At 43.5% G+C, this 17157-nt stretch carries 19 protein-coding genes and 1 riboswitch; of the genes, 11 read left to right on the forward strand and 8 right to left on the reverse strand.

Annotated features, from left to right (window positions below):
* Positions 1–421: 421 nt before the first annotated feature.
* Positions 422–946 (reverse strand): DUF3087 family protein, encoded by a 525-nt coding sequence (locus tag BCT49_RS16125; RefSeq protein WP_102436566.1) that lies wholly within the window; start codon positions 944–946, stop codon positions 422–424.
* Positions 947–1202: 256 nt separating this feature from the next.
* Between BCT49_RS16125 and trmY the strand changes: the two genes are divergently transcribed.
* Together trmY and BCT49_RS16135 are read left to right on the forward strand one after the other, a co-directional pair.
* Positions 1203–1802 carry a tRNA (pseudouridine(54)-N(1))-methyltransferase TrmY gene (trmY, locus tag BCT49_RS16130; protein WP_102436568.1) on the forward strand — a complete coding sequence of 200 codons (600 nt, stop codon included), beginning with the start codon at positions 1203–1205 and terminating at the stop codon, positions 1800–1802.
* A gap of 257 nt (positions 1803–2059) precedes the next feature.
* Positions 2060–3262, forward strand: coding sequence for a hypothetical protein (locus tag BCT49_RS16135; protein WP_102436570.1), 1203 nt, complete (start codon positions 2060–2062; stop codon positions 3260–3262).
* A 126-nt stretch (positions 3263–3388) separates the two neighbouring features.
* On the opposite strand, the gene BCT49_RS16140 is transcribed toward BCT49_RS16135, so the two are convergent.
* Complete coding sequence (locus tag BCT49_RS16140) at positions 3389–4489, reverse strand: permease (protein ID WP_102436572.1); 1101 nt, start codon at positions 4487–4489, stop codon at positions 3389–3391.
* 233 nt (positions 4490–4722) lie between these two features.
* On the opposite strand from BCT49_RS16140, the gene BCT49_RS16145 reads away from it, so the two are divergent.
* Positions 4723–5019 (forward strand): ArsR/SmtB family transcription factor, encoded by a 297-nt coding sequence (locus tag BCT49_RS16145; RefSeq protein ID WP_004733042.1) that lies wholly within the window; start codon positions 4723–4725, stop codon positions 5017–5019.
* Positions 5003–5617 carry an RNA polymerase sigma factor SigZ gene (gene sigZ / locus BCT49_RS16150; protein WP_102436574.1) on the forward strand — a complete coding sequence of 205 codons (615 nt, stop codon included), beginning with the start codon at positions 5003–5005 and terminating at the stop codon, positions 5615–5617. Before BCT49_RS16145 ends, sigZ begins: the two co-directional genes overlap by 17 nt.
* A 142-nt stretch (positions 5618–5759) precedes the next feature.
* On the opposite strand, the gene BCT49_RS16155 is transcribed toward sigZ, so the two are convergent.
* Positions 5760–6374, reverse strand: coding sequence for a YitT family protein (locus tag BCT49_RS16155; protein WP_102436576.1), 615 nt, complete (start codon positions 6372–6374; stop codon positions 5760–5762).
* A 472-nt stretch (positions 6375–6846) separates the two neighbouring features.
* Positions 6847–6996 carry a hypothetical protein gene (locus tag BCT49_RS26390; RefSeq protein WP_185004447.1) on the reverse strand — a complete coding sequence of 50 codons (150 nt, stop codon included), beginning with the start codon at positions 6994–6996 and terminating at the stop codon, positions 6847–6849.
* 29 nt (positions 6997–7025) lie between these two features.
* Here BCT49_RS26390 and BCT49_RS16160 point away from each other — a divergent pair, with 29 nt between their 5' ends.
* The 3 genes from BCT49_RS16160 to BCT49_RS16170 all read left to right on the forward strand — a co-directional run bounded on the left by BCT49_RS16160 (position 7026) and on the right by BCT49_RS16170 (position 9609).
* Positions 7026–8231, forward strand: a complete 1206-nt coding sequence (locus BCT49_RS16160; RefSeq protein ID WP_102436578.1) for an MFS transporter — start codon at positions 7026–7028, stop codon at positions 8229–8231.
* Between the two features lie 224 nt (positions 8232–8455).
* Positions 8456–9181 (forward strand): sulfite exporter TauE/SafE family protein, encoded by a 726-nt coding sequence (locus BCT49_RS16165; RefSeq protein WP_192891822.1) that lies wholly within the window; start codon positions 8456–8458, stop codon positions 9179–9181.
* Between the two features lie 65 nt (positions 9182–9246).
* Positions 9247–9609, forward strand: a complete 363-nt coding sequence (locus tag BCT49_RS16170; protein ID WP_102436580.1) for an MmcQ/YjbR family DNA-binding protein — start codon at positions 9247–9249, stop codon at positions 9607–9609.
* A gap of 72 nt (positions 9610–9681) precedes the next feature.
* On the opposite strand, the gene BCT49_RS16175 is transcribed toward BCT49_RS16170, so the two are convergent.
* A complete protein-coding gene (locus BCT49_RS16175) occupies positions 9682–10425 on the reverse strand; it encodes a phosphatase PAP2 family protein (protein WP_102436582.1) in 744 nt (247 codons plus the stop codon).
* Between the two features lie 385 nt (positions 10426–10810).
* Positions 10811–10961: riboswitch (FMN riboswitch) on the forward strand.
* Between the two features lie 349 nt (positions 10962–11310).
* Here BCT49_RS16175 and ribB point away from each other — a divergent pair.
* Positions 11311–11967: a 3,4-dihydroxy-2-butanone-4-phosphate synthase gene (ribB, locus tag BCT49_RS16180; protein ID WP_102436584.1), complete on the forward strand. Its 657-nt coding sequence runs from the start codon at positions 11311–11313 to the stop codon at positions 11965–11967.
* A 394-nt stretch (positions 11968–12361) separates the two neighbouring features.
* Complete coding sequence (locus tag BCT49_RS16185) at positions 12362–13210, forward strand: hypothetical protein (RefSeq protein ID WP_102436586.1); 849 nt, start codon at positions 12362–12364, stop codon at positions 13208–13210.
* A 137-nt stretch (positions 13211–13347) separates the two neighbouring features.
* On the opposite strand, the gene BCT49_RS16190 is transcribed toward BCT49_RS16185, so the two are convergent.
* Positions 13348–14244 (reverse strand): LysR family transcriptional regulator, encoded by an 897-nt coding sequence (locus tag BCT49_RS16190; RefSeq protein ID WP_102436588.1) that lies wholly within the window; start codon positions 14242–14244, stop codon positions 13348–13350.
* Positions 14245–14406: 162 nt separating this feature from the next.
* Between BCT49_RS16190 and BCT49_RS16195 the strand changes: the two genes are divergently transcribed.
* Positions 14407–15045 (forward strand): NAD(P)-dependent oxidoreductase, encoded by a 639-nt coding sequence (locus BCT49_RS16195; protein WP_102436591.1) that lies wholly within the window; start codon positions 14407–14409, stop codon positions 15043–15045.
* Between the two features lie 78 nt (positions 15046–15123).
* Here BCT49_RS16195 and BCT49_RS16200 read toward each other — a convergent pair whose 3' ends face one another.
* Together BCT49_RS16200 and BCT49_RS16205 are read right to left on the reverse strand one after the other, a co-directional pair.
* Positions 15124–15777 (reverse strand): cupin domain-containing protein, encoded by a 654-nt coding sequence (locus tag BCT49_RS16200; protein WP_102436593.1) that lies wholly within the window; start codon positions 15775–15777, stop codon positions 15124–15126.
* A gap of 134 nt (positions 15778–15911) precedes the next feature.
* A complete protein-coding gene (locus BCT49_RS16205) occupies positions 15912–16679 on the reverse strand; it encodes an SDR family NAD(P)-dependent oxidoreductase (protein WP_102285119.1) in 768 nt (255 codons plus the stop codon).
* 105 nt (positions 16680–16784) lie between these two features.
* On the opposite strand from BCT49_RS16205, the gene BCT49_RS16210 reads away from it, so the two are divergent.
* The gene (locus tag BCT49_RS16210) at positions 16785–17123 is read left to right on the forward strand and encodes a winged helix-turn-helix transcriptional regulator (RefSeq protein ID WP_102436595.1); all 339 of its coding nucleotides are present in this window, start codon (positions 16785–16787) and stop codon (positions 17121–17123) included.
* The last annotated feature ends 34 nt before the right edge of the window (positions 17124–17157 follow it).

Genomic DNA, 17157 nt, shown 5'->3' on the forward strand with positions numbered 1-17157 from the left:
CGTATTGGTCACTCAGTTCATTGAAATCAATTTGTTACCGAAGTAACTGTCATTCCTGAGAATGACGTTTGATATTCATCAACGAGTGCCCACACAGATTGATAGGTTTAAATTGTTAAAGAGCTTTGCTTATCGAAACTTTCTTTTTACAAAGAAACCCTTGAAAGCGGACGTGAATTCTAGCGATTTAATCTTAAGTGTCAAACACTTTTTAAAATTAATTTCTTTCGAACTTTCCGTCTTACTGATTACCGCTGAAGCCTTGTGGCATCTGCCGTGTCAGTGAGGCGGCATTATAGAGATCATCGAAAACATGGCAACCCCTATTTTAATAAAAATTCAAAAAAGTTGCTTAAGCGGCTACTTTTACATCAAAACCCTCTTTCACAGGTTAAAGCTCATACAATCAAGAGCATATAACTTAGAATTTTGCGACTAGATCTTTCGAGAATGCCTCTATATCCAGTTCGATACTCCACTTTTCACCTAACTCTACTATGTTATCTAGTGATTGCTGAACCGTTTTTATCGTCAATGTATTGTTATCTAGGTCGTATACCTGTTTTTGCGTAGTGTAATAGAAGTAAAGGATAGTTAACGCTTCTCGATCGCCTTGCTCAGCTTTTGGTTGAATACGCTTAAGCTTACGATAGATTTGATTGTGAACTTGTTTAAGGTTCCACACATAAAGCGCCTCTTTAAAGTAATCATGCCCTTTCACACGACTCGCAATAAACGCATTCAAGGCGACTGATAAAATCACCCCGAGTACATTCAAATGGAAATTGCCTGTCGCTTCCCCACTAGCGGATCCAGCTGAACCAAAAAGTTCAATCAGAATGCTACCGAATACGATGGCAAACAAGGCGAGTGACCCAACCAATGAAACCAACAGTAGGTTCATCTTCTTTCTATATTCTTCTTTATTAATCTTCTGTAACTTCATCGACTACTTCCTTATGTAAGTCACCTAATAATTTGCGCATACTATCTATGTAAACCTTGGTTCGCTTCAACCTTTACCATCTTGTAATGTGGTCACTCTCTATTTAATACGTAAAGCTCTTCTGATCAGTACTATACATAACTCCATTTGACTTCATTAATAGAAAAGAGTTACATACCGCCATAATTTTGGTTATTCATCAATTCATGCTGATAAAGCCTGTTTCGCTTTATCACATACTGACAAGGTACATTCCATGCGTTCATTTGTATTACGCGCTCGCGCAGCCCCGACAGAGAGTAAACTTATCTTAGAAGGTGTTGGACAAGATGCTCATACCGAGATTCTGGCTCATACTCTGATGAACACGATCTTCGTTGCTCAATCTCACCGTGAGAATGTGACTGTGCACCTTGTGCTAGAGAGTACTAAAGACTTTTCACGTACCATTACATTCGATTCAAATGAAATCACCAACATTGGTGGCTTTCATGAGTCTGCATTGTTATCAGCGGTAGTGCGTGCGGTTGAAGCTTCTCAAGGTATGACGAAAGAGCAAACTCGTCAGGTTGAACCGGGCATCACTGTTCGTACAATGAGCTTTGAAAAGTTGGTTAAAGAACTGGCTGAAGACCACCAGCTGTACATGATGGATAAGAAAGGCGACTTTATCCGTGACGCAGAGATTGCGGAAAACCCATGTTTCCTTCTAACTGACCATATCCCTATGCCGAAGAAAAGCTACAACAGCTTGAAGCGCTTAGGGACAGAGAAAATCAGCTTAGGTCCAAACATGTTGTTCGCTTCTCAGTGTGTTGTATTAATCAACAATGAGCTTGATCTAAGAGACTTCTGATTCTCTGCCACCACTTATTAAGCAACATCCCTTAAAACCCAGCCTTCCGTTGGGTTTTATATTGTCTTACCCCTCGCATGCCAAACCTTTCGTTACTACTTCTTTACTACATAGTGACCTGTAATCATTTCGCTATTTTCAGCTTTGTTGCATTAAACCTCGGAGCAATGCCTCTCTCTAACTCATTCAATCTTATAAATTTCTCATATCACTTCTATACTGATTCCAATCTTAATTAATCGTGTTAAAGGCAAAGGATGAGCGTATTAACCGTATTCTTCTGTGGCACAGGCTCAAACTCAGAAGACAACAATCACAAAAACTATGTTTCTGGCGAATTGATTTCGACGCTAGCGAAGAATGCAACGGGCAGAGACATGATTGACTACATTCAAGTGGATGGGGTTGGTAGTGGGAATCAGAATGAGTGGTTGAAGCAAGGCAAGGACGACACCTATTCTGGAGTTAAGGGAACATTGCTAGGCAAAGGCATCGACAGCAATATGCGCCATGTACTGAACATCTTGCGCGGAAGCCAACAAGATAAGAATGACTATATGAAACGAGCGAAAGGGCTGCTTAGTGAATCTCGTCCAGAAAAGTCAGCTTGGCCTTTTGCGACTAACCAAAAATATCAAGATTGGTTGAAAGATTCACAAGCTCTAGCTGCAGACTTAAAACAAGGAATTGCCGCTCGCCAACAAAACATTGCAATTGAACGCCAAACCAAACCCATTAGCCAAGTTAACATCGTAGGTTGGAGCCGAGGTGGGGTCAGTTGTTTTGAATTGGCGAACCGAATGCTCAAAGATCCCAAGCTAAGTCATATTCCAGTCAACATTTTTGCGTGTGATCCCGTGCCCGGTGGGATGAACGCATTCAAGGATTACAAATTACTGGGAAAAAACGTCAAACAGATCGTGTGTGTTTTTGCTGAAGACGAACGCTCATTGGCTTTCAAAGCGAGAATGCCGCGCTTGTCCCCTTCCACTAAATATTACACAACCTACATGCCAGGCCGACACGGCACTTTGGTAGGCAATGCCAATACCTCTGGCGGAAGTAAAGGTTCGGGTTTACTTACTGGCCCTGGACTTGTTACCCGAGACTTCATGGAAAAGGTATTAACGGGCTGGGGAACGCAACTCAAGGCAAACTCGACGTTGAACTTTTCTAGGCAACGCATCATCGAGTTATACGAGCAAATGCGCAATAATGAAGAATACTTCAACAAAATGCACGGCATGACTTACACCGCAAAGAACCGACTGTTATGGACAAGCAAAGATCGAATCGGTCAGCAGAGAGAGCGTCGCTATGGTATTCCAATGTATCGCTTTCAGTTCCCCGGAATCACTAACAATTACGGCGATGCCATTAATCGTCATCACTGTGATGTATTAGCCACCAATGCTTTCGCTGCATACGGTACTTCGGCTGCGCTGCCAAACGCCGTCTGATAATCATGCTTTGTTAATCCCATTTCAAGGCGGAACAACCTAAACAAAAAAAGAGCTCAACTATGTGAGCTCTTTTTTATTATCGATGTCTTGTTATCGATGGTGCTATCTCGTAATCAGATCTGATTAACCAAAGATGAAGCTGTATAGGAAGCCTGCACCCATCGCCATACTTAGGATAACGAATAGGAATGCTGCAATCATTTGGTTTTTGAAGATTGATTTGAGCAGGATAACTTCTGTCAAGCTTGCACCCGCACTACCAATGATCAATGCCATTACCGAACCTAGCGCCATACCTTTCTGAACTAGAGCAGCACTTAATGGAATTACCGCTTCAGCACGAATGTACAATGGAATACCAATCACAGCCGCTACAGGAATCGCATACCACATACCTTCACCAGCGTATTCTGCAATTAGGTCTGTAGGAATGAAACCGTAGATGAATGAACCAATCGCGATACCCATCATTAGGTAAGGGAAAACTTGTTTGAAGTCTTTCCAAGTTGAGAACCAAATTCTCATCCAACGGCTAGGCTCTTTCTTCTCTACGATTTCAGCCGTTGCGCTTCCATCCGTTGAGCAGCATGAAACAGTGACTTGTAGCTCTTCTTTTTTCGAATCGCAGCAAGATGTTTCTTTTGCCATTACAGGTGCAGGTTCACCACATGCACTTGTACAACAAGAAGATTCTGCCTTCGCTGGCGCTGCTTTCTTAGGAGCAGAATCACCACAGCTAGTGCCACAGCTTGAAGCAGAACCTGTCGATTCATACGCTTCAGGTTTTACGTAACGCTCAAAGCCAAGCTTCTCAAGTGCGTAACCTGCCACTACCGATACCGTCATTGCGACTAAGAAGTAGAACACTGCAACTTGCCAGCCGAACGTAATCACGAACAAACCAATGATCACAGGGTTCAATAGTGGGCTACCGAATAGGAACACCATCATTGGACCAAAACCTGCTCGTGCACGCAGCAATCCTTTAAGGAAAGGAATCGTCGAACATGAACAGAAAGGCGTAATTGCACCCAATAGTGCTGCAACCACATAGCCCTTACCGTTACGTGAGCTCAAGATAGATTGAATCTTTTCCGGCGTAAGAAACTCTTGCAGAATCCCAACAATGTAGCTGATCGCCAAGAAAAGGATGATTAGCTCTACTGCTAAGAAAGCGAACATATCAAGCGCGTCTTTCAGCATTGTTAACATTTCATTGCTCATAATTAACTCCAAACTGGATTTAAGGCCGGACTCTATGAGGAAAGTAACCAACCCTTAATTTCGAATATTCTCGAATTATAGAAATATTTCGTAACAGATCAAGCTTTATTTCGATAAAAATCGAATTGAGTTTCAAAAGAACGGATTTTCAATGACTTATAGAATCACACTTTTTACATTTGTATTTAGCTTACATTTCGACTAATATCGAAATTAAATCTTGAGGAGTTAATATGAACTTAGAAGTCGTTGCGAAAGCACTTAAAGAGTTGGGTCACCCTATTCGCCTAACTATTTATAAGAGTGTCGTTAAAGCTGGCTACCAAGGCATTGCAGTTGGCGGCCTACAAGAAGAGCTGGGTATTCCTGGTTCTACCTTGTCTCACCACATTTCAAGCCTAGCGTCGGCAGGCCTAATCAGCCAAAGACGTGAGGGAAGAACCCTATTTTGCGTAGCAGAGTATGAATGCCTAGAAGGCGTGATTGATTTCCTACAAGACGAGTGTTGCGTGAATGAACAGTGCAACTAGTGCTCCTTTGAATAAGGCCCCTTTGAATAGGACATCTTTGAATTTGGAACAAGTTTGGGCTGAATATCAGCAAGCGTTAAAGTCATTCTTGCATTCCAAGGTCAACAACACCGCTGATGTAGACGACTTACTGCAAGAGATCTTGATTAAGACTTATCAGAACTTAGATAAGGTGCAAGATGCGAGCAGCGTAAAATCGTGGCTATTCCAATTAGCCAATCACACCATTATCGACTTCTATCGTAAACATGCTCGACAACAACGTGACAGCCAAATTGATGCTGAAGATCTATGGTTCACCGATTTAGACCACAACTCTGAGTTCAAACAGAAGCTTTCATTGTGTATCGAACCCTTTATTCAGGCGCTACCAGAACAAAGTTCATCGTTACTGCTCGCTGTCGACATCAAAGGCCAAAGCCAGAAAGAGATCGCAGAGGCGCAAAACGTCAGCTATTCAACGGTTAAGTCTCGCGTTCAGAAAAGTCGCGGAGATCTTAAGAACCTGTTTGAAGAGTGCTGTAACCTGTCACTTGACCAACAAGGCAATGTGATTGACTGCGAGCTCAAGCCAGACAACGATTGCAGTAACTGCTAATAGCAAATAGCTAACTCGAACCCGTTATTCAAATAGAACAAAGCCAGCAATTGATGCTGGCTTTGTTGTTTTCAGAATCTGTAAATCACTTTGCTTAAGCTAGCCTAGTGTTTGAGCGAACCTAGTACTTGTGCGGACTTAGTTACGCTGCTTCCGCTTTGACGACCGGTTGATAGCGTCCCTGTTTATGGTTCATCGCTAGAATCAAGTTGGTGACTATTGCGCCAAGCACAGACAGTAGAACCAGTGACACATCAACAATAAACAGTGAAAGCACAACAATCGTGCAGTCTAATGCCATCTGAACCTTGCCCGCGCGAATTCCAAAACGTTCTTGTAAGAACAGTGCCAGAATGTTGAAGCCACCTAAGCTCATCTTATGACGGAAGATCACCAGCATGCCGGTACCAATAAGGCCACCGCCAATTAACGCTGCATACAATGCATGAATTTCAGCAATCTGAATCACATGATACAAGTGATCCACGGCGAACGAAACAATCGAAACTGCGATAAACGTATTGATGGTAAAGCGCCATCCCATACGAGCGACCGACAAAATATAGAAAGGTAAGTTAAGTGCGAAGAACACTTGGCCAAAGCTTAAGTCTGTCACTTTGGTAATGAAGATTGCTAGACCAGCCGTGCCTCCGGTGAGCAAACCGACTTGATTGAAAAAGATAACGCCGAGTGAAACTAATGCGCTACCTAAGATCAGTGCCAATAAGTTTTCGTGAAGGTTATGATCTTTATCCATGTGAATGACTCTCCCTGAATCTTTTAACATCGCGTTTCAGTAGTTTTGAAACGATTTACGCCCAAATTTACGATGTTTGACAGATAAGTCGAGTGAACAGCCAATGTTACTTAATAATTAGTTTGTATATTAGTTTTTACAGTTTTGTGAAATCTTCGCTTAAACAGACAGTTATAATCTTGTATTTGGACTTTCATTCTTAATTACCTACTTCTATCTATTAACCAACAAACCTCGAGTTTTCCGAATTATTGGTCACGTTTCGCCCTAAATCTAGCAACGCATAAAACCATGCATAGATCTATGCATAAAACGCATAGACTAAATCACAAATGGTCATTTGATACATACCTCACTCGTCATTATGATGCGCGACTTCTTACAACATTGAGCGCATGTAAACACCTTATGTTTTCACAATCTCTTTTTGCCCAACTGGCCAGAATGACGCTATTTCTCGTCATTAGTTTGGTTATTGTGCATCACAGTCAGCCATTGATTGATCTTCTGGCTCAGCATGCCGTAAGCAGTGGGTGCCACCAGCAGTCAGGGCATGATCATTCTGGGCACGAACACCACCATGAGATGACTGACCAAGACATGTCAGCGCAAGACCACTCACATCACCACCATTAATTTAAGAGTATTAGAATGAGCATTTTCCGTTTTCCTTTACTGGTATGGCTTGGGATCGGCACACTTATTATCAGTCTAGGGATCAGACAATCATTCGGCATTTTCATGATGCCAATTTCAGATCATTTCGGCACGGGTCGAGAGTTTTTCAGCTTCGCTATTGCTCTACAAAACCTGTTGTTCGGTATGTTCCAACCTTTTGTTGGTATGGCTGCTGACAAATGGGGAGCAAGACGCATCATTATTGCTGGCGCATGTGCTTACGGTTTGGGTTTACTTCTTACCTCAATTTCTACCGAATCAAGCATGCTTTACGTTTCATTGGGCGCACTGGTTGGCCTTGGACTAAGTGCAACAAGCTATGTGATTGTGTTAGGCGCAGTAGCAAAAGTAGTACCTGCGGAGCATGCGGCTAAGGCATTTGGTTTAACCACAGCCGCAGGTTCGTTTGGTATGTTCGCGGTGATTCCGGGCGCGCAATACATGTTGAATGAATTCGATTGGCAAAGTGCGATGCAAGTATTTGGCGTGCTTTGTTGTTTGATGATCTCTTTTGCCCTGTTTATGCGAGCGCCGAAATCGACAACCAATAAACAAGTAGAAGACAACCAAACACTAAAAGAAGCGCTGTCTGAAGCATTTGCGAACAAAAGTTATTGGTTAATTCATGCAGGCTTCTTCGTGTGTGGTTTCCACGTGATGTTCATTGCGACGCACTTACCGAGTTACTTAGCCGACAAAAACCTACCCGCGAGCAGCGCAGCAATGGCACTGGCTTATGTGGGTATCTTCAACATCTTCGGGTCTTATTTCTGGGGTGTGATGGGCGACAAGTTCAGCAAGCGTCATGTAATGTCGGCACTGTACTTAGTTCGTACTGTGGTTATTGGTGCGTTTGTGACTCTGCCAGTAACGGAATCAACCGCAGCTATCTTTGGTGCAGCGATTGGTTTCTGTTGGTTGGGTACAGTTCCGTTAACGTCTGGTTTAGTTCGTCAGATCTTTGGTGCTCGTTACCTGTCGACGTTGTACGGCTTGGTGTTCTTTACTCATCAAGTGGGTAGCTTCTTAGGCGCTTGGGTTGGCGGTCGTATTTACGATTACTACGGATCTTACGAGCCAATCTGGTGGTCGACGGTGGTACTGGCATTTGCAGCAGCACTTATCCATTTGCCTATCAATGACAAGCCGATTGAGCGAATCAAATTGGCAATGGCTTAACGTTTTATGCTGACTCCCCCACTAGCGTAAGCAACAAGTCGTTCCAATAAAGCGAGTGAGTATTGAAAGGAAGTATCCTGATATGTTCACTCGCTTTTTTGTTAGTCGTTATGTCGACAATAATAACATTCGATATTTGCATAAACCTCACTGAATAATAAGACTATTTCCGCCGTTTTACTTTATAGTATTCGTTCGCTCCTTTAAAACTAATCCGCAGGCTTATGGAATACCTAGATCAGACCGCCCTAATCGCGATGGCACTCATTTTTGTCGGCTCATTTGTGCAAACAGCTATCGGCTTTGGTTTGGCTATTGTGGCTGCCCCGTTGTTGTTTTTAGTCTCGCCAGAGTATGTACCCGCACCTATCTGTCTCGTTGGCCTGTTCATTTCTATATTCAATGCGTTTAAACACCGAGCAAACATTTCTATCGGCGGATTAAAAATTGCACTGCTTGGCCGTATTCCAGGTTCGATTGCAGGTGGTGCTTTATTAGTGATGGTTTCAACGAGCGTGCTATCACTTTGGTTAGGCTTGTTGGTGGTATTTGCGGTGATTGTCAGCTTGCTGCCGTTTAGGTTAGAGCCGACACCGACCAAGATGGGCATCGCGGGATTCTTCTCAGGATTCTTCGGCACCAGTTCTGGTATTGGTGGTCCACCAATGGCACTACTACTTCAACACCAAGATGCGAATCAGCTTCGTGGCAATCTTTCTGCGTTTTTCGTGTTTAGTTCTATCATTTCATTACTGGTACAGATCCCAATTGGTTTCTTCACGATGCACCATTTGATCATCACAATCCCGTTGCTTCCTGCGGCTTGGTTGGGTTACAAAGTGGCATTAATGACGACGCAAAGCATTCCTAAAGAAAAGATTCGTATCGGCTCTTTACTGCTATGTTCTATCAGCGGCTTTACTGCCATTTGGCAAGGCTTAGCTGGCTAGAAGCAGAAACATCGATAAAGCAACAAACACACAGATTCAACACCAAACGATTGAAAGGGCGCTCTATGACATACGACGAGTTCAATGCATTTTGTGAGTCACAACCTGCCACCAGCTATGTGATGCAGTGGAATAACTCTCACGTTTGGAAAGTGGGTGGGAAGGTATTTGCGATTGGAGGTTGGGGGCCGAACGACGAGCCTGCGTTTATCTTCAAAGCGTCCGATCAGAATTTCGACTTTCTGAAAGAGGAGCCCGGTTATAAACCTGCTCCCTACTTTGCTTCGCGTGGTATGAAATGGATTCAGCTGTTTGATAGCACACCAGAAAGAGATGAGGAGCTGAGATACTACCTCACGGAGTCACACCGAATTGTCTCTTTAGGACTAACCAAAAAGAAACAAGCAGAACTCGGTCTCAATCAATAATCACAATTTCTGCTTGTTAAATGCTTATTACGGATTCAAATGCTGCATAGAAACTAGGTGGTTCTTAAAAGCTTAATTCGCTCTTAAAAACTTAGGCAGTAAAGGTTCTATCTTTTGTGTTGGAACCACTGGCACCAATAGATAGATAAGACCTGCAAAGGCAATAGACGCCGCCAAATCTTCAGGTCGATGCATACCAAGCCAAACACGACTATAAGCAACACCACCAGCCCAAACCAGTAAGCCGCCCACTAAGTAAAAACGTTTCGCTTCTAGGAACAAACCACCAAAGAACGCCAAACACACGCCAACAAAAATCATGTGTCCAGATGGGAAAGAATAGTCCGTCTCACCCAACCAATGACGCGTTCGCCACTCACTCACCTTATCTTGCACAGATGCAATCGCTGCGTTCTTTTCAACCAGTGGCAGTTCATAAAACACTTCTGGCATTTCAACCACTTCTTGCGTCACCAAATACTCAGAATAAGGACGCGGGCTTTCTGTAGAATGCTTTAAGAAGGTTTTCGCTGCAAAGCTAAGCACCAACAACAAGCCAAGCTGCAGACAAAGGCTGACTAGCTTAGCTTTGCAAAACTTCATCGTGAGTAATGCCAAAGACAAAACAGCTAACGTGACCAAGAATCCTTGATTACCCGCCGAGTAAGTCACGAACGTCATGAAGGCGCCATAGAAAGGCAAAACCGCACTTCCAAGGTCAAAGTCCGATCCAAAGATCAAAAAGGGTACGAGAGAATACAAACTTAGAACGAGCAGTAATAAGCCTTTGGATTTGTTAGAGAACAGAGAAGTCATGGCTAAGATCTTTTGGATAAAGTGGTCGGATGCTATCGCAGCTTAGCATCGCCAACATCAATTTTATGTCAAAACGGTCAGCAAGCCGTCATGGTGTAACAATATTCGATTAATAGACCTATTGAGTATTGATTCGGTGAACTGCCACACCAGCATCAATAATGTTCACCATCCACTTATGTTCATAGAGACAGCAAAGACCACTGAAACCAGACGAGGCAAAGGCATCATCCCACTAAAGACTGACTGACGCGTTCTGATGATAAAGTGAACACTTACCGGATTATAAGGCCAGAATCTTAAAAACTTTGCTGTCAGTCCTTTAAATCCATTATTGAAAGGATTACCATCTGGTCTGCTTTCAAAAGCAAAACAGATTATTAATTTTTATTCTCAGGGCGGGGCGAAATTCCCCACCGGCGGTATGTCCTTAGCAAAATCTAAAGATAAGCCCGCGAGCGCTCGATTCGTCGAGGTCAGCAGATCTGGTGAGATGCCAGAGCCGACGGTCATAGTCCGGATGAGAGAGAATGAAAACACACTCGTTTAAGTTGGAAAGGCGTACCCGCGTGAGTTGGGTTCATGCCTCCAACTTAGGCGGGTGCATTTCGTTTTGGATAAAACCATAATGAGCTAATACCAATCACAGTAAATAAATGATCAGAGATAGCGCAGGAAAAACGCTTGAGAACAAGGCAAAATTTTTCGATAAGTAGTTATTCTACAGTCAAAAATTTTAACGCCGTTATCAAGGGTTTTAACCAGCTAGAATGACCAGTTGTTTACTACGATTGGTACAAGCCTCTTGTAATGAGTCGGCTTTGTTGTGCTCGGTTGAGATCCCTCATACAGCCCTGATTCTGGTGATATTTTAGGAGTTTAACCATGAATCAGTCTTCACTACTTGCCGAATTTGGCGAACCAATCACTCGCGTTGAAAACGCACTGCAAGCTCTACGCGAAGGTCGTGGCGTACTTTTACTTGACGATGAAGATCGCGAGAACGAAGGCGACATCATCTACTCAGTAGAACACCTAACCAATGCTCAAATGGCGCTTATGATCCGCGAATGCAGCGGCATTGTGTGCCTGTGTCTAACTGACGAGCAAGCAAACCAACTTGAACTTCCACCTATGGTTGTTGATAACAACAGCGCAAACCAAACTGCGTTTACCGTAACTATCGAAGCGAAAGTTGGCGTAACGACAGGTGTTTCTGCCGCTGACCGTGTAACAACGATCAAGACAGCTTCAAACCCAACAGCTAAGCCTACTGACCTAGCTCGCCCTGGCCACGTATTCCCATTACGTGCTCGCAAAGGTGGTGTACTTGCTCGCCGCGGCCACACAGAAGGTACTGTGGATCTGATGCAAATGGCAGGTCTTCAATCCGCAGGTGTACTGTGTGAAGTAACCAACCCAGACGGCACAATGGCAAAAGCGCCAGAGATCGTTGCTTTCGGTAAACTACACAACATGCCAGTACTGACCATTGAAGATATGGTTATGTACCGTACTGAGTTCGACCTTAAGCTTGCATAACGTTTAGTTTATTCCTCAATGCTAAACACTTAGCATTGAAGGTAAGTAAACTTAGAAATGAACATTGAAAGGCTTCACTCTTACTGCTTTTTTTAGTTAAAAGTATATAAAGGGTGAGGCCTTTTTAATTTCCGTATTTTTAGACGAGCTAGAGATGGATCGCCGAAGTGTCACTCCCCATCGAAACCTCCCCAGCCTAATCCCTAGAAAAGCGTAACCTCTCAAAAAATCCTGCAAAATATGAGAAAAATTCACTCGAATGGTGAAGTCATGCACCATTATTGAACATCCATAAATAAAGAAAAAACATAAATCACTGAAATATAACACTTATTAATTTTGGCATGGTGTCTGCACTACCACTAAGTAGGTATGCACATATTAGGAGTTAAATATGTTTGTAATTATTTCAGTTGGTTTATCCATAGCAGTACTTGCTGCCCTATTTCATTTTTCAAGGAAGAGACAAACGGCGCTATCACACAGGTTTGAAACCTTGGTTCTGCTCAGAGAGTTATTGTTGTTATCACGCAAACATCGTGCAGCAACGCATTATGCTCTGGCGTATAAATTGTCTAGCGACTCGATTCGCAAAGTGAATGAGATTTACGACAACATACTTGAGGTATCTGAACTGCTTCAATCCCATGTGTCGTTCGATAGCCGTCCTATGTATCGCATCTATCACCTCAAGCTCATCGCCATGCACAGCGACTGGCAAAACCGTAGCTTGGTGCGTAACCAATCAATTCATGGCAAAACGATTCGTCACAGCATGTTCTTAATGGATGAGGTGATGATCATTTGGTTGATTCAGTCTGAACGAGAAGACATGAGCCGCGAGTACCACATGAACTGGCAACAGATCTTGGATTGCATGGAAATCCTGACCAAGTTACGTATGTGCATACCTGATATGGAGAAGCCTGAGGAGTATGCGAGATTCAAATTCTACGCATCTCAGACACACAGAAAACTCAACCAATTATCGATTATCTGCCCTATTAGCAGTGGATCACCAGTATGCACACGAGCGATGCATGCACTCACAGAGATCGCATCAAGCACCGAAGCGACCCAACCGTCAGATAGCATGTATGAATTAACCAGTGATATATCTAGCGTCGTGTCGCAAGTTTACGACCAAGTATTATCCGACATTACTAGAAGCTTGTATCAGCCTTTACCAGACACCAACGAAAAGGTGATAAATACCCGATTATCCGTACATCATTATATGTAAAGACTTCGTGAGAGGAGAGCGTGCTGGAACTCTGAATTATTGAGTTCAAATCCGATATCACCTTTGATATCGGATTTTTGTATTTATACGTTTATGCCTTGTGTACTTGTGTACTTGTGTACTTAGGATATATAGCTTCAAACATCCCCAGACTTAATATCACTAGACCAAGCTTCTGCTGCAAAATCAATGAACTGACGAACAATAGGGAGCTGATAACTGCGAGATAGATACACCGCCCAAAGTACGCTGCTTGGTGAAACAAAGCCATCCAATACCCATTTCAATTTACCATCCGCAATCAATGGATTCGCTAAGTCACAAGGTAAACGAACTATCCCTTTTCCATGCTGCGCGGCGCGAGTTAATACTCCAACATCATTAGCCTTGATAGTGCCAGACACTTCAACCGAATAATGCTGGTTATCCTTAACGAAATCCCACTTAGAAACACTCAAATGGCGAAAACAATTGTGTTGTCTAAGCGCTTCAACCGTTTCAGGTTCACCGTGTTTGTCTAGGTAGTTTTGTGAGGCGCACACAACCGAATCGATTTCCATTAGCTTTCGGGCAATCAAGCTATCGTCAGGTTGATCGGTATAGCGAAGCGCAATATCGATTCTTTCATCCACCAGCTGAGCAAAACGATCCGAAGCAAACAGCTCAACCGTGATATTAGGGTGGCGCTCCGTAAACTGTTCGACCACATCCAACAACATGTTTTGAGTTAAACCAATGGGTGCTGCAATTCGAATCACCCCTGAAAGATCGTCGGTTTGATTGAGTGAAGTGACTTCTAGCTCTGCGGTTTCGTGGAGAATTTTTTCGCAGCGCTGCAGAGCAATTTCCCCTGCTGCCGTCAAACTCACCTTTCGAGTAGTTCTGTGCAATAGCCTCTGCTTCAACCACCCTTCTATCTCTTGAACATGGCGTGAAACCTGTAATCGGCTCATGTCCAAATGCTCAGCTGCCTGAGTGAAACTGGCACAATTCGCAACTTCGACAAAACTGCGCATCGCCGTCAACCTATCCATCACACTCTCCTTGAACTGTTTAGCAGCTAATCGAATCTTATTAGATCACTATATGGATACAATCTACATCATTTTGCGATATTTATCGCAACCTAGTGAGCTATTAGACTGCAATGGCTGTCGAGAAAACGACTTAATAAATTAGATAATTGGAGAGACATTATGAAAATTGCAGTATTAGGCGCATCAGGTTGGATTGGTAGTCACATCGCTCAAGAAGCTGAATCTCGTGGTCACGATGTAGTTGCTGTCGTAAGAGATGCAAGCCGCGTAGAAAATAATGATATTGAGGTTCGTTCGTTTGATTTACAAGACGAAGCCGCAAGTCTAGCAAATGCACTATCCGGCGTTGATGCAGTAATTACTTCAATTGGCGGACGTGCTTTGGGTAATCACGACATCGTAAAAAACACTGCGACTAAATTGCTGGCAACATTACCAAGCATCGGTATCGAGCGCCTACTTTGGGTTGGCGGTGCAGGCTCATTAGAAGTCGCGCCAAACGTACCGTTAGTAACCGTTCCTGATTTCCCCGCGGATTACAAAAACGAAGCGCTAGCACAGGGTGAAGCTCTTGAAGTGTTCAAGCAATCGAACAGTGAAGTTAATTGGACGTTCGTTAGCCCTGCAGCAGAAATATTCCCGGGTGAGAAACTATCGACCTACCGTACTGGTGGCGACCAACTGCTCACCGATGAAGATGGCAACAGCAAAATTTCAGTCAGCGATTACGCTATCGCGATGATTGATGAGCTCGAAGCTGGTAAGTTCCCACGCCAACGTATTGGTGTCGCTTACTAGTCAGCTCATATACAAAAACTAAAAAAAGCCGCTTGTTCAAAACAGTACGGCTTTCTCATCTTTATATTGAGCATTCCTTTAATCCAATGGCAAGTGACCCGTTTTCACTAGGATGACGGTCTCTTCTTCCACATAAGGGAAATGCTCGCTCATATGAGGGCTACGCATCCAAGTATGTTTTGGATACTCGCCATGTTCATCTTTAAAAGTGCCAGACAACACAAAGATCTCTTCACCGCCAAAATGACGATGCGGCTGAAAACGTTCGCCAACGGGCCATTTCACCAAGGCAACATTTTCGTGTTCAAAACCATGTAGTGGCATCACTTGTAAACCACCAATCCCCGGAAGCCATTCCGTTTCTTGAGTATTGATGCGAACTTGAGTTAAGTCTCTCGCATCAAACTGATTAAGCTTAACCAAGATCGTACAGCCATCTTTACTCGATGGAGAGTGCGCGCTGCCCGGCGGATTGCGGATATAAGTACCCGCAGGGAAATCTCCGGTTTCATCAGAGAAAACACCCTCTAACACGAAGATCTCTTCACCTTGCGGATGCGGGTGCTCAGAAAACGAAGATTCAGGATCGTACTTTACGACGCTAGTCGTGTGACCCGATTCTTTCTCTTCTCTTTCAAGCGGCTTGCGCCAAACCCCTTTAGCAGGGCTTGCAATCCAGTCTAATGATTCGGTTTCAATAACCAGCTTTTTTGAAAAGTCCATGTTGAACATAATGGCGACCTTACTCTTGGTATCGTTTTAATTATTCTTATTATCTTTCTAGCTTTTATTCTACGCGAATACTCATCAAGGAGGCCATCTCGCTGCTATTTTCCTGCGCGACAGCCACCTAAAAAGAATCCTAATTAATTGCGGCCAGCAATCACACCGCCATCAACATCCCAGATTGCACCCGTTACCCAATCTGCACTGTCTGACAGTAAGAAAGAGATGCTATTGGCAATGTCTTTCGGCAAACCGACTCGACCAATAGGGTGGAACGCGTTGAAGCCTTCTAGCGCTTGATCCACTTCTTCCGGTTTAATGAAAGATTCGTAAATCGGCGTTTTAACCACAGCCGGAGACACCGCATTCACGCGAATGTTATGCTCTGCCAATTCCATTGCCATGTGCTGTGTTAATGCGTGCAGGCCGGCTTTAGCCATTGAATAGGCAGAAGATGGCGTCGCTTTGATTGCTTGCTTACCCCACATAGAGCCAACATTAACCACACTGCCACCGCCGTTCTTGATCATCAACTTGCTTATCGCTTGAGTGATGAAGAAGGTTGCTTTATTAAGCTGCATGTATTGCTCGTAATCAGATTCTTGGTGTTCAATAAACGCTTTAGGGTTGAAGTAACCTGCAGCATTCACAAGGTAACCAATACCTTCATCTAACGACTCAAGGTGTTCGATAAGGCGAGACACACTCGCATCATCATAAAGGTTAGCTTGCCAACCTGAAGCGTGACCGAGCGATTGCAGTTCTGACACCGCTTTATCTAACTTAGTTGGGTTATTGCCAACAACCAACACATGGATGTTTTGAGCGACTAACTGCTTCGCTGTTTCAAAGCCCATACCACTTGTGCCACCGATTACTACTGCAATACCATTTTTAGTGAAGTTCATTTTGTTATCTCCTAAGTCATGTGAACGTGGTAATCTTAGGCCTTGAACTAACACTATGAATAGTAAGTACAAATCGGTTAGGTAGGTACTTATTGGTACATCTTTATGAAAAATCAGGAAAACTTTTTTTCAAGAAAATCAGCACCAGAGCGTTCAGCTCGCATGGTGGAAACCATCTACGGCTGTAAATGGTCGCTAACGGTTTACCAATTACTGGCAAATGGCATTAATCGTCCCGGTGAAATGGTGCGATCAGTAGAAGGGCTATCGACCAAGGTATTGAATGAATGTTTGAAGCGAAATGTAGAATTTGGGATTTTAGATAAGAAAATGTTCAACGAACTGCCACCAAGAGTTGAATACCAAGTGACGCCGTTCGGTGAGAAGTTCTTACTGATTTTGGACCAGCTGGAAAACCTACAAAACGAAATCGACGAGATGTAAGTTCGAGCCAGTCCAATTAATGCCAAAACGGAAA

Origin of the sequence: Vibrio lentus, from assembly GCF_002875945.1 — a bacterium.
GTDB classification, from domain to species: domain Bacteria; phylum Pseudomonadota; class Gammaproteobacteria; order Enterobacterales; family Vibrionaceae; genus Vibrio; species Vibrio apostichopi.

Bases quoted from the DNA above. Each gene is read 5' to 3' on its own strand.
- BCT49_RS16190 (WP_102436588.1), bottom strand. From the start codon at position 14,244: ATGGATAGGTTGACGGCGATGCGCAGTTTTGTCGAAGTTGCGAATTGT.
- BCT49_RS16140 (WP_102436572.1), bottom strand. From the start codon at position 4,489: ATGAGCAATGAAATGTTAACAATGCTGAAAGACGCGCTTGATATGTTC.
- BCT49_RS16210 (WP_102436595.1), top strand. From the start codon at position 16,785: ATGAAAAATCAGGAAAACTTTTTTTCAAGAAAATCAGCACCAGAGCGT.
- BCT49_RS16135 (WP_102436570.1), top strand. From the start codon at position 2,060: ATGAGCGTATTAACCGTATTCTTCTGTGGCACAGGCTCAAACTCAGAA.
- BCT49_RS16175 (WP_102436582.1), bottom strand. From the start codon at position 10,425: ATGACTTCTCTGTTCTCTAACAAATCCAAAGGCTTATTACTGCTCGTT.
- BCT49_RS16125 (WP_102436566.1), bottom strand. From the start codon at position 946: ATGAAGTTACAGAAGATTAATAAAGAAGAATATAGAAAGAAGATGAAC.
- BCT49_RS16165 (WP_192891822.1), top strand. From the start codon at position 8,456: ATGGAATACCTAGATCAGACCGCCCTAATCGCGATGGCACTCATTTTT.
- BCT49_RS16145 (WP_004733042.1), top strand. From the start codon at position 4,723: ATGAACTTAGAAGTCGTTGCGAAAGCACTTAAAGAGTTGGGTCACCCT.
- BCT49_RS16195 (WP_102436591.1), top strand. From the start codon at position 14,407: ATGAAAATTGCAGTATTAGGCGCATCAGGTTGGATTGGTAGTCACATC.
- ribB (WP_102436584.1), top strand. From the start codon at position 11,311: ATGAATCAGTCTTCACTACTTGCCGAATTTGGCGAACCAATCACTCGC.
- BCT49_RS16170 (WP_102436580.1), top strand. From the start codon at position 9,247: ATGACATACGACGAGTTCAATGCATTTTGTGAGTCACAACCTGCCACC.
- sigZ (WP_102436574.1), top strand. From the start codon at position 5,003: ATGAACAGTGCAACTAGTGCTCCTTTGAATAAGGCCCCTTTGAATAGG.
- BCT49_RS16185 (WP_102436586.1), top strand. From the start codon at position 12,362: ATGTTTGTAATTATTTCAGTTGGTTTATCCATAGCAGTACTTGCTGCC.
- BCT49_RS16205 (WP_102285119.1), bottom strand. From the start codon at position 16,679: ATGAACTTCACTAAAAATGGTATTGCAGTAGTAATCGGTGGCACAAGT.
- BCT49_RS16155 (WP_102436576.1), bottom strand. From the start codon at position 6,374: ATGGATAAAGATCATAACCTTCACGAAAACTTATTGGCACTGATCTTA.
- BCT49_RS16160 (WP_102436578.1), top strand. From the start codon at position 7,026: ATGAGCATTTTCCGTTTTCCTTTACTGGTATGGCTTGGGATCGGCACA.
- trmY (WP_102436568.1), top strand. From the start codon at position 1,203: ATGCGTTCATTTGTATTACGCGCTCGCGCAGCCCCGACAGAGAGTAAA.
- BCT49_RS16200 (WP_102436593.1), bottom strand. From the start codon at position 15,777: ATGTTCAACATGGACTTTTCAAAAAAGCTGGTTATTGAAACCGAATCA.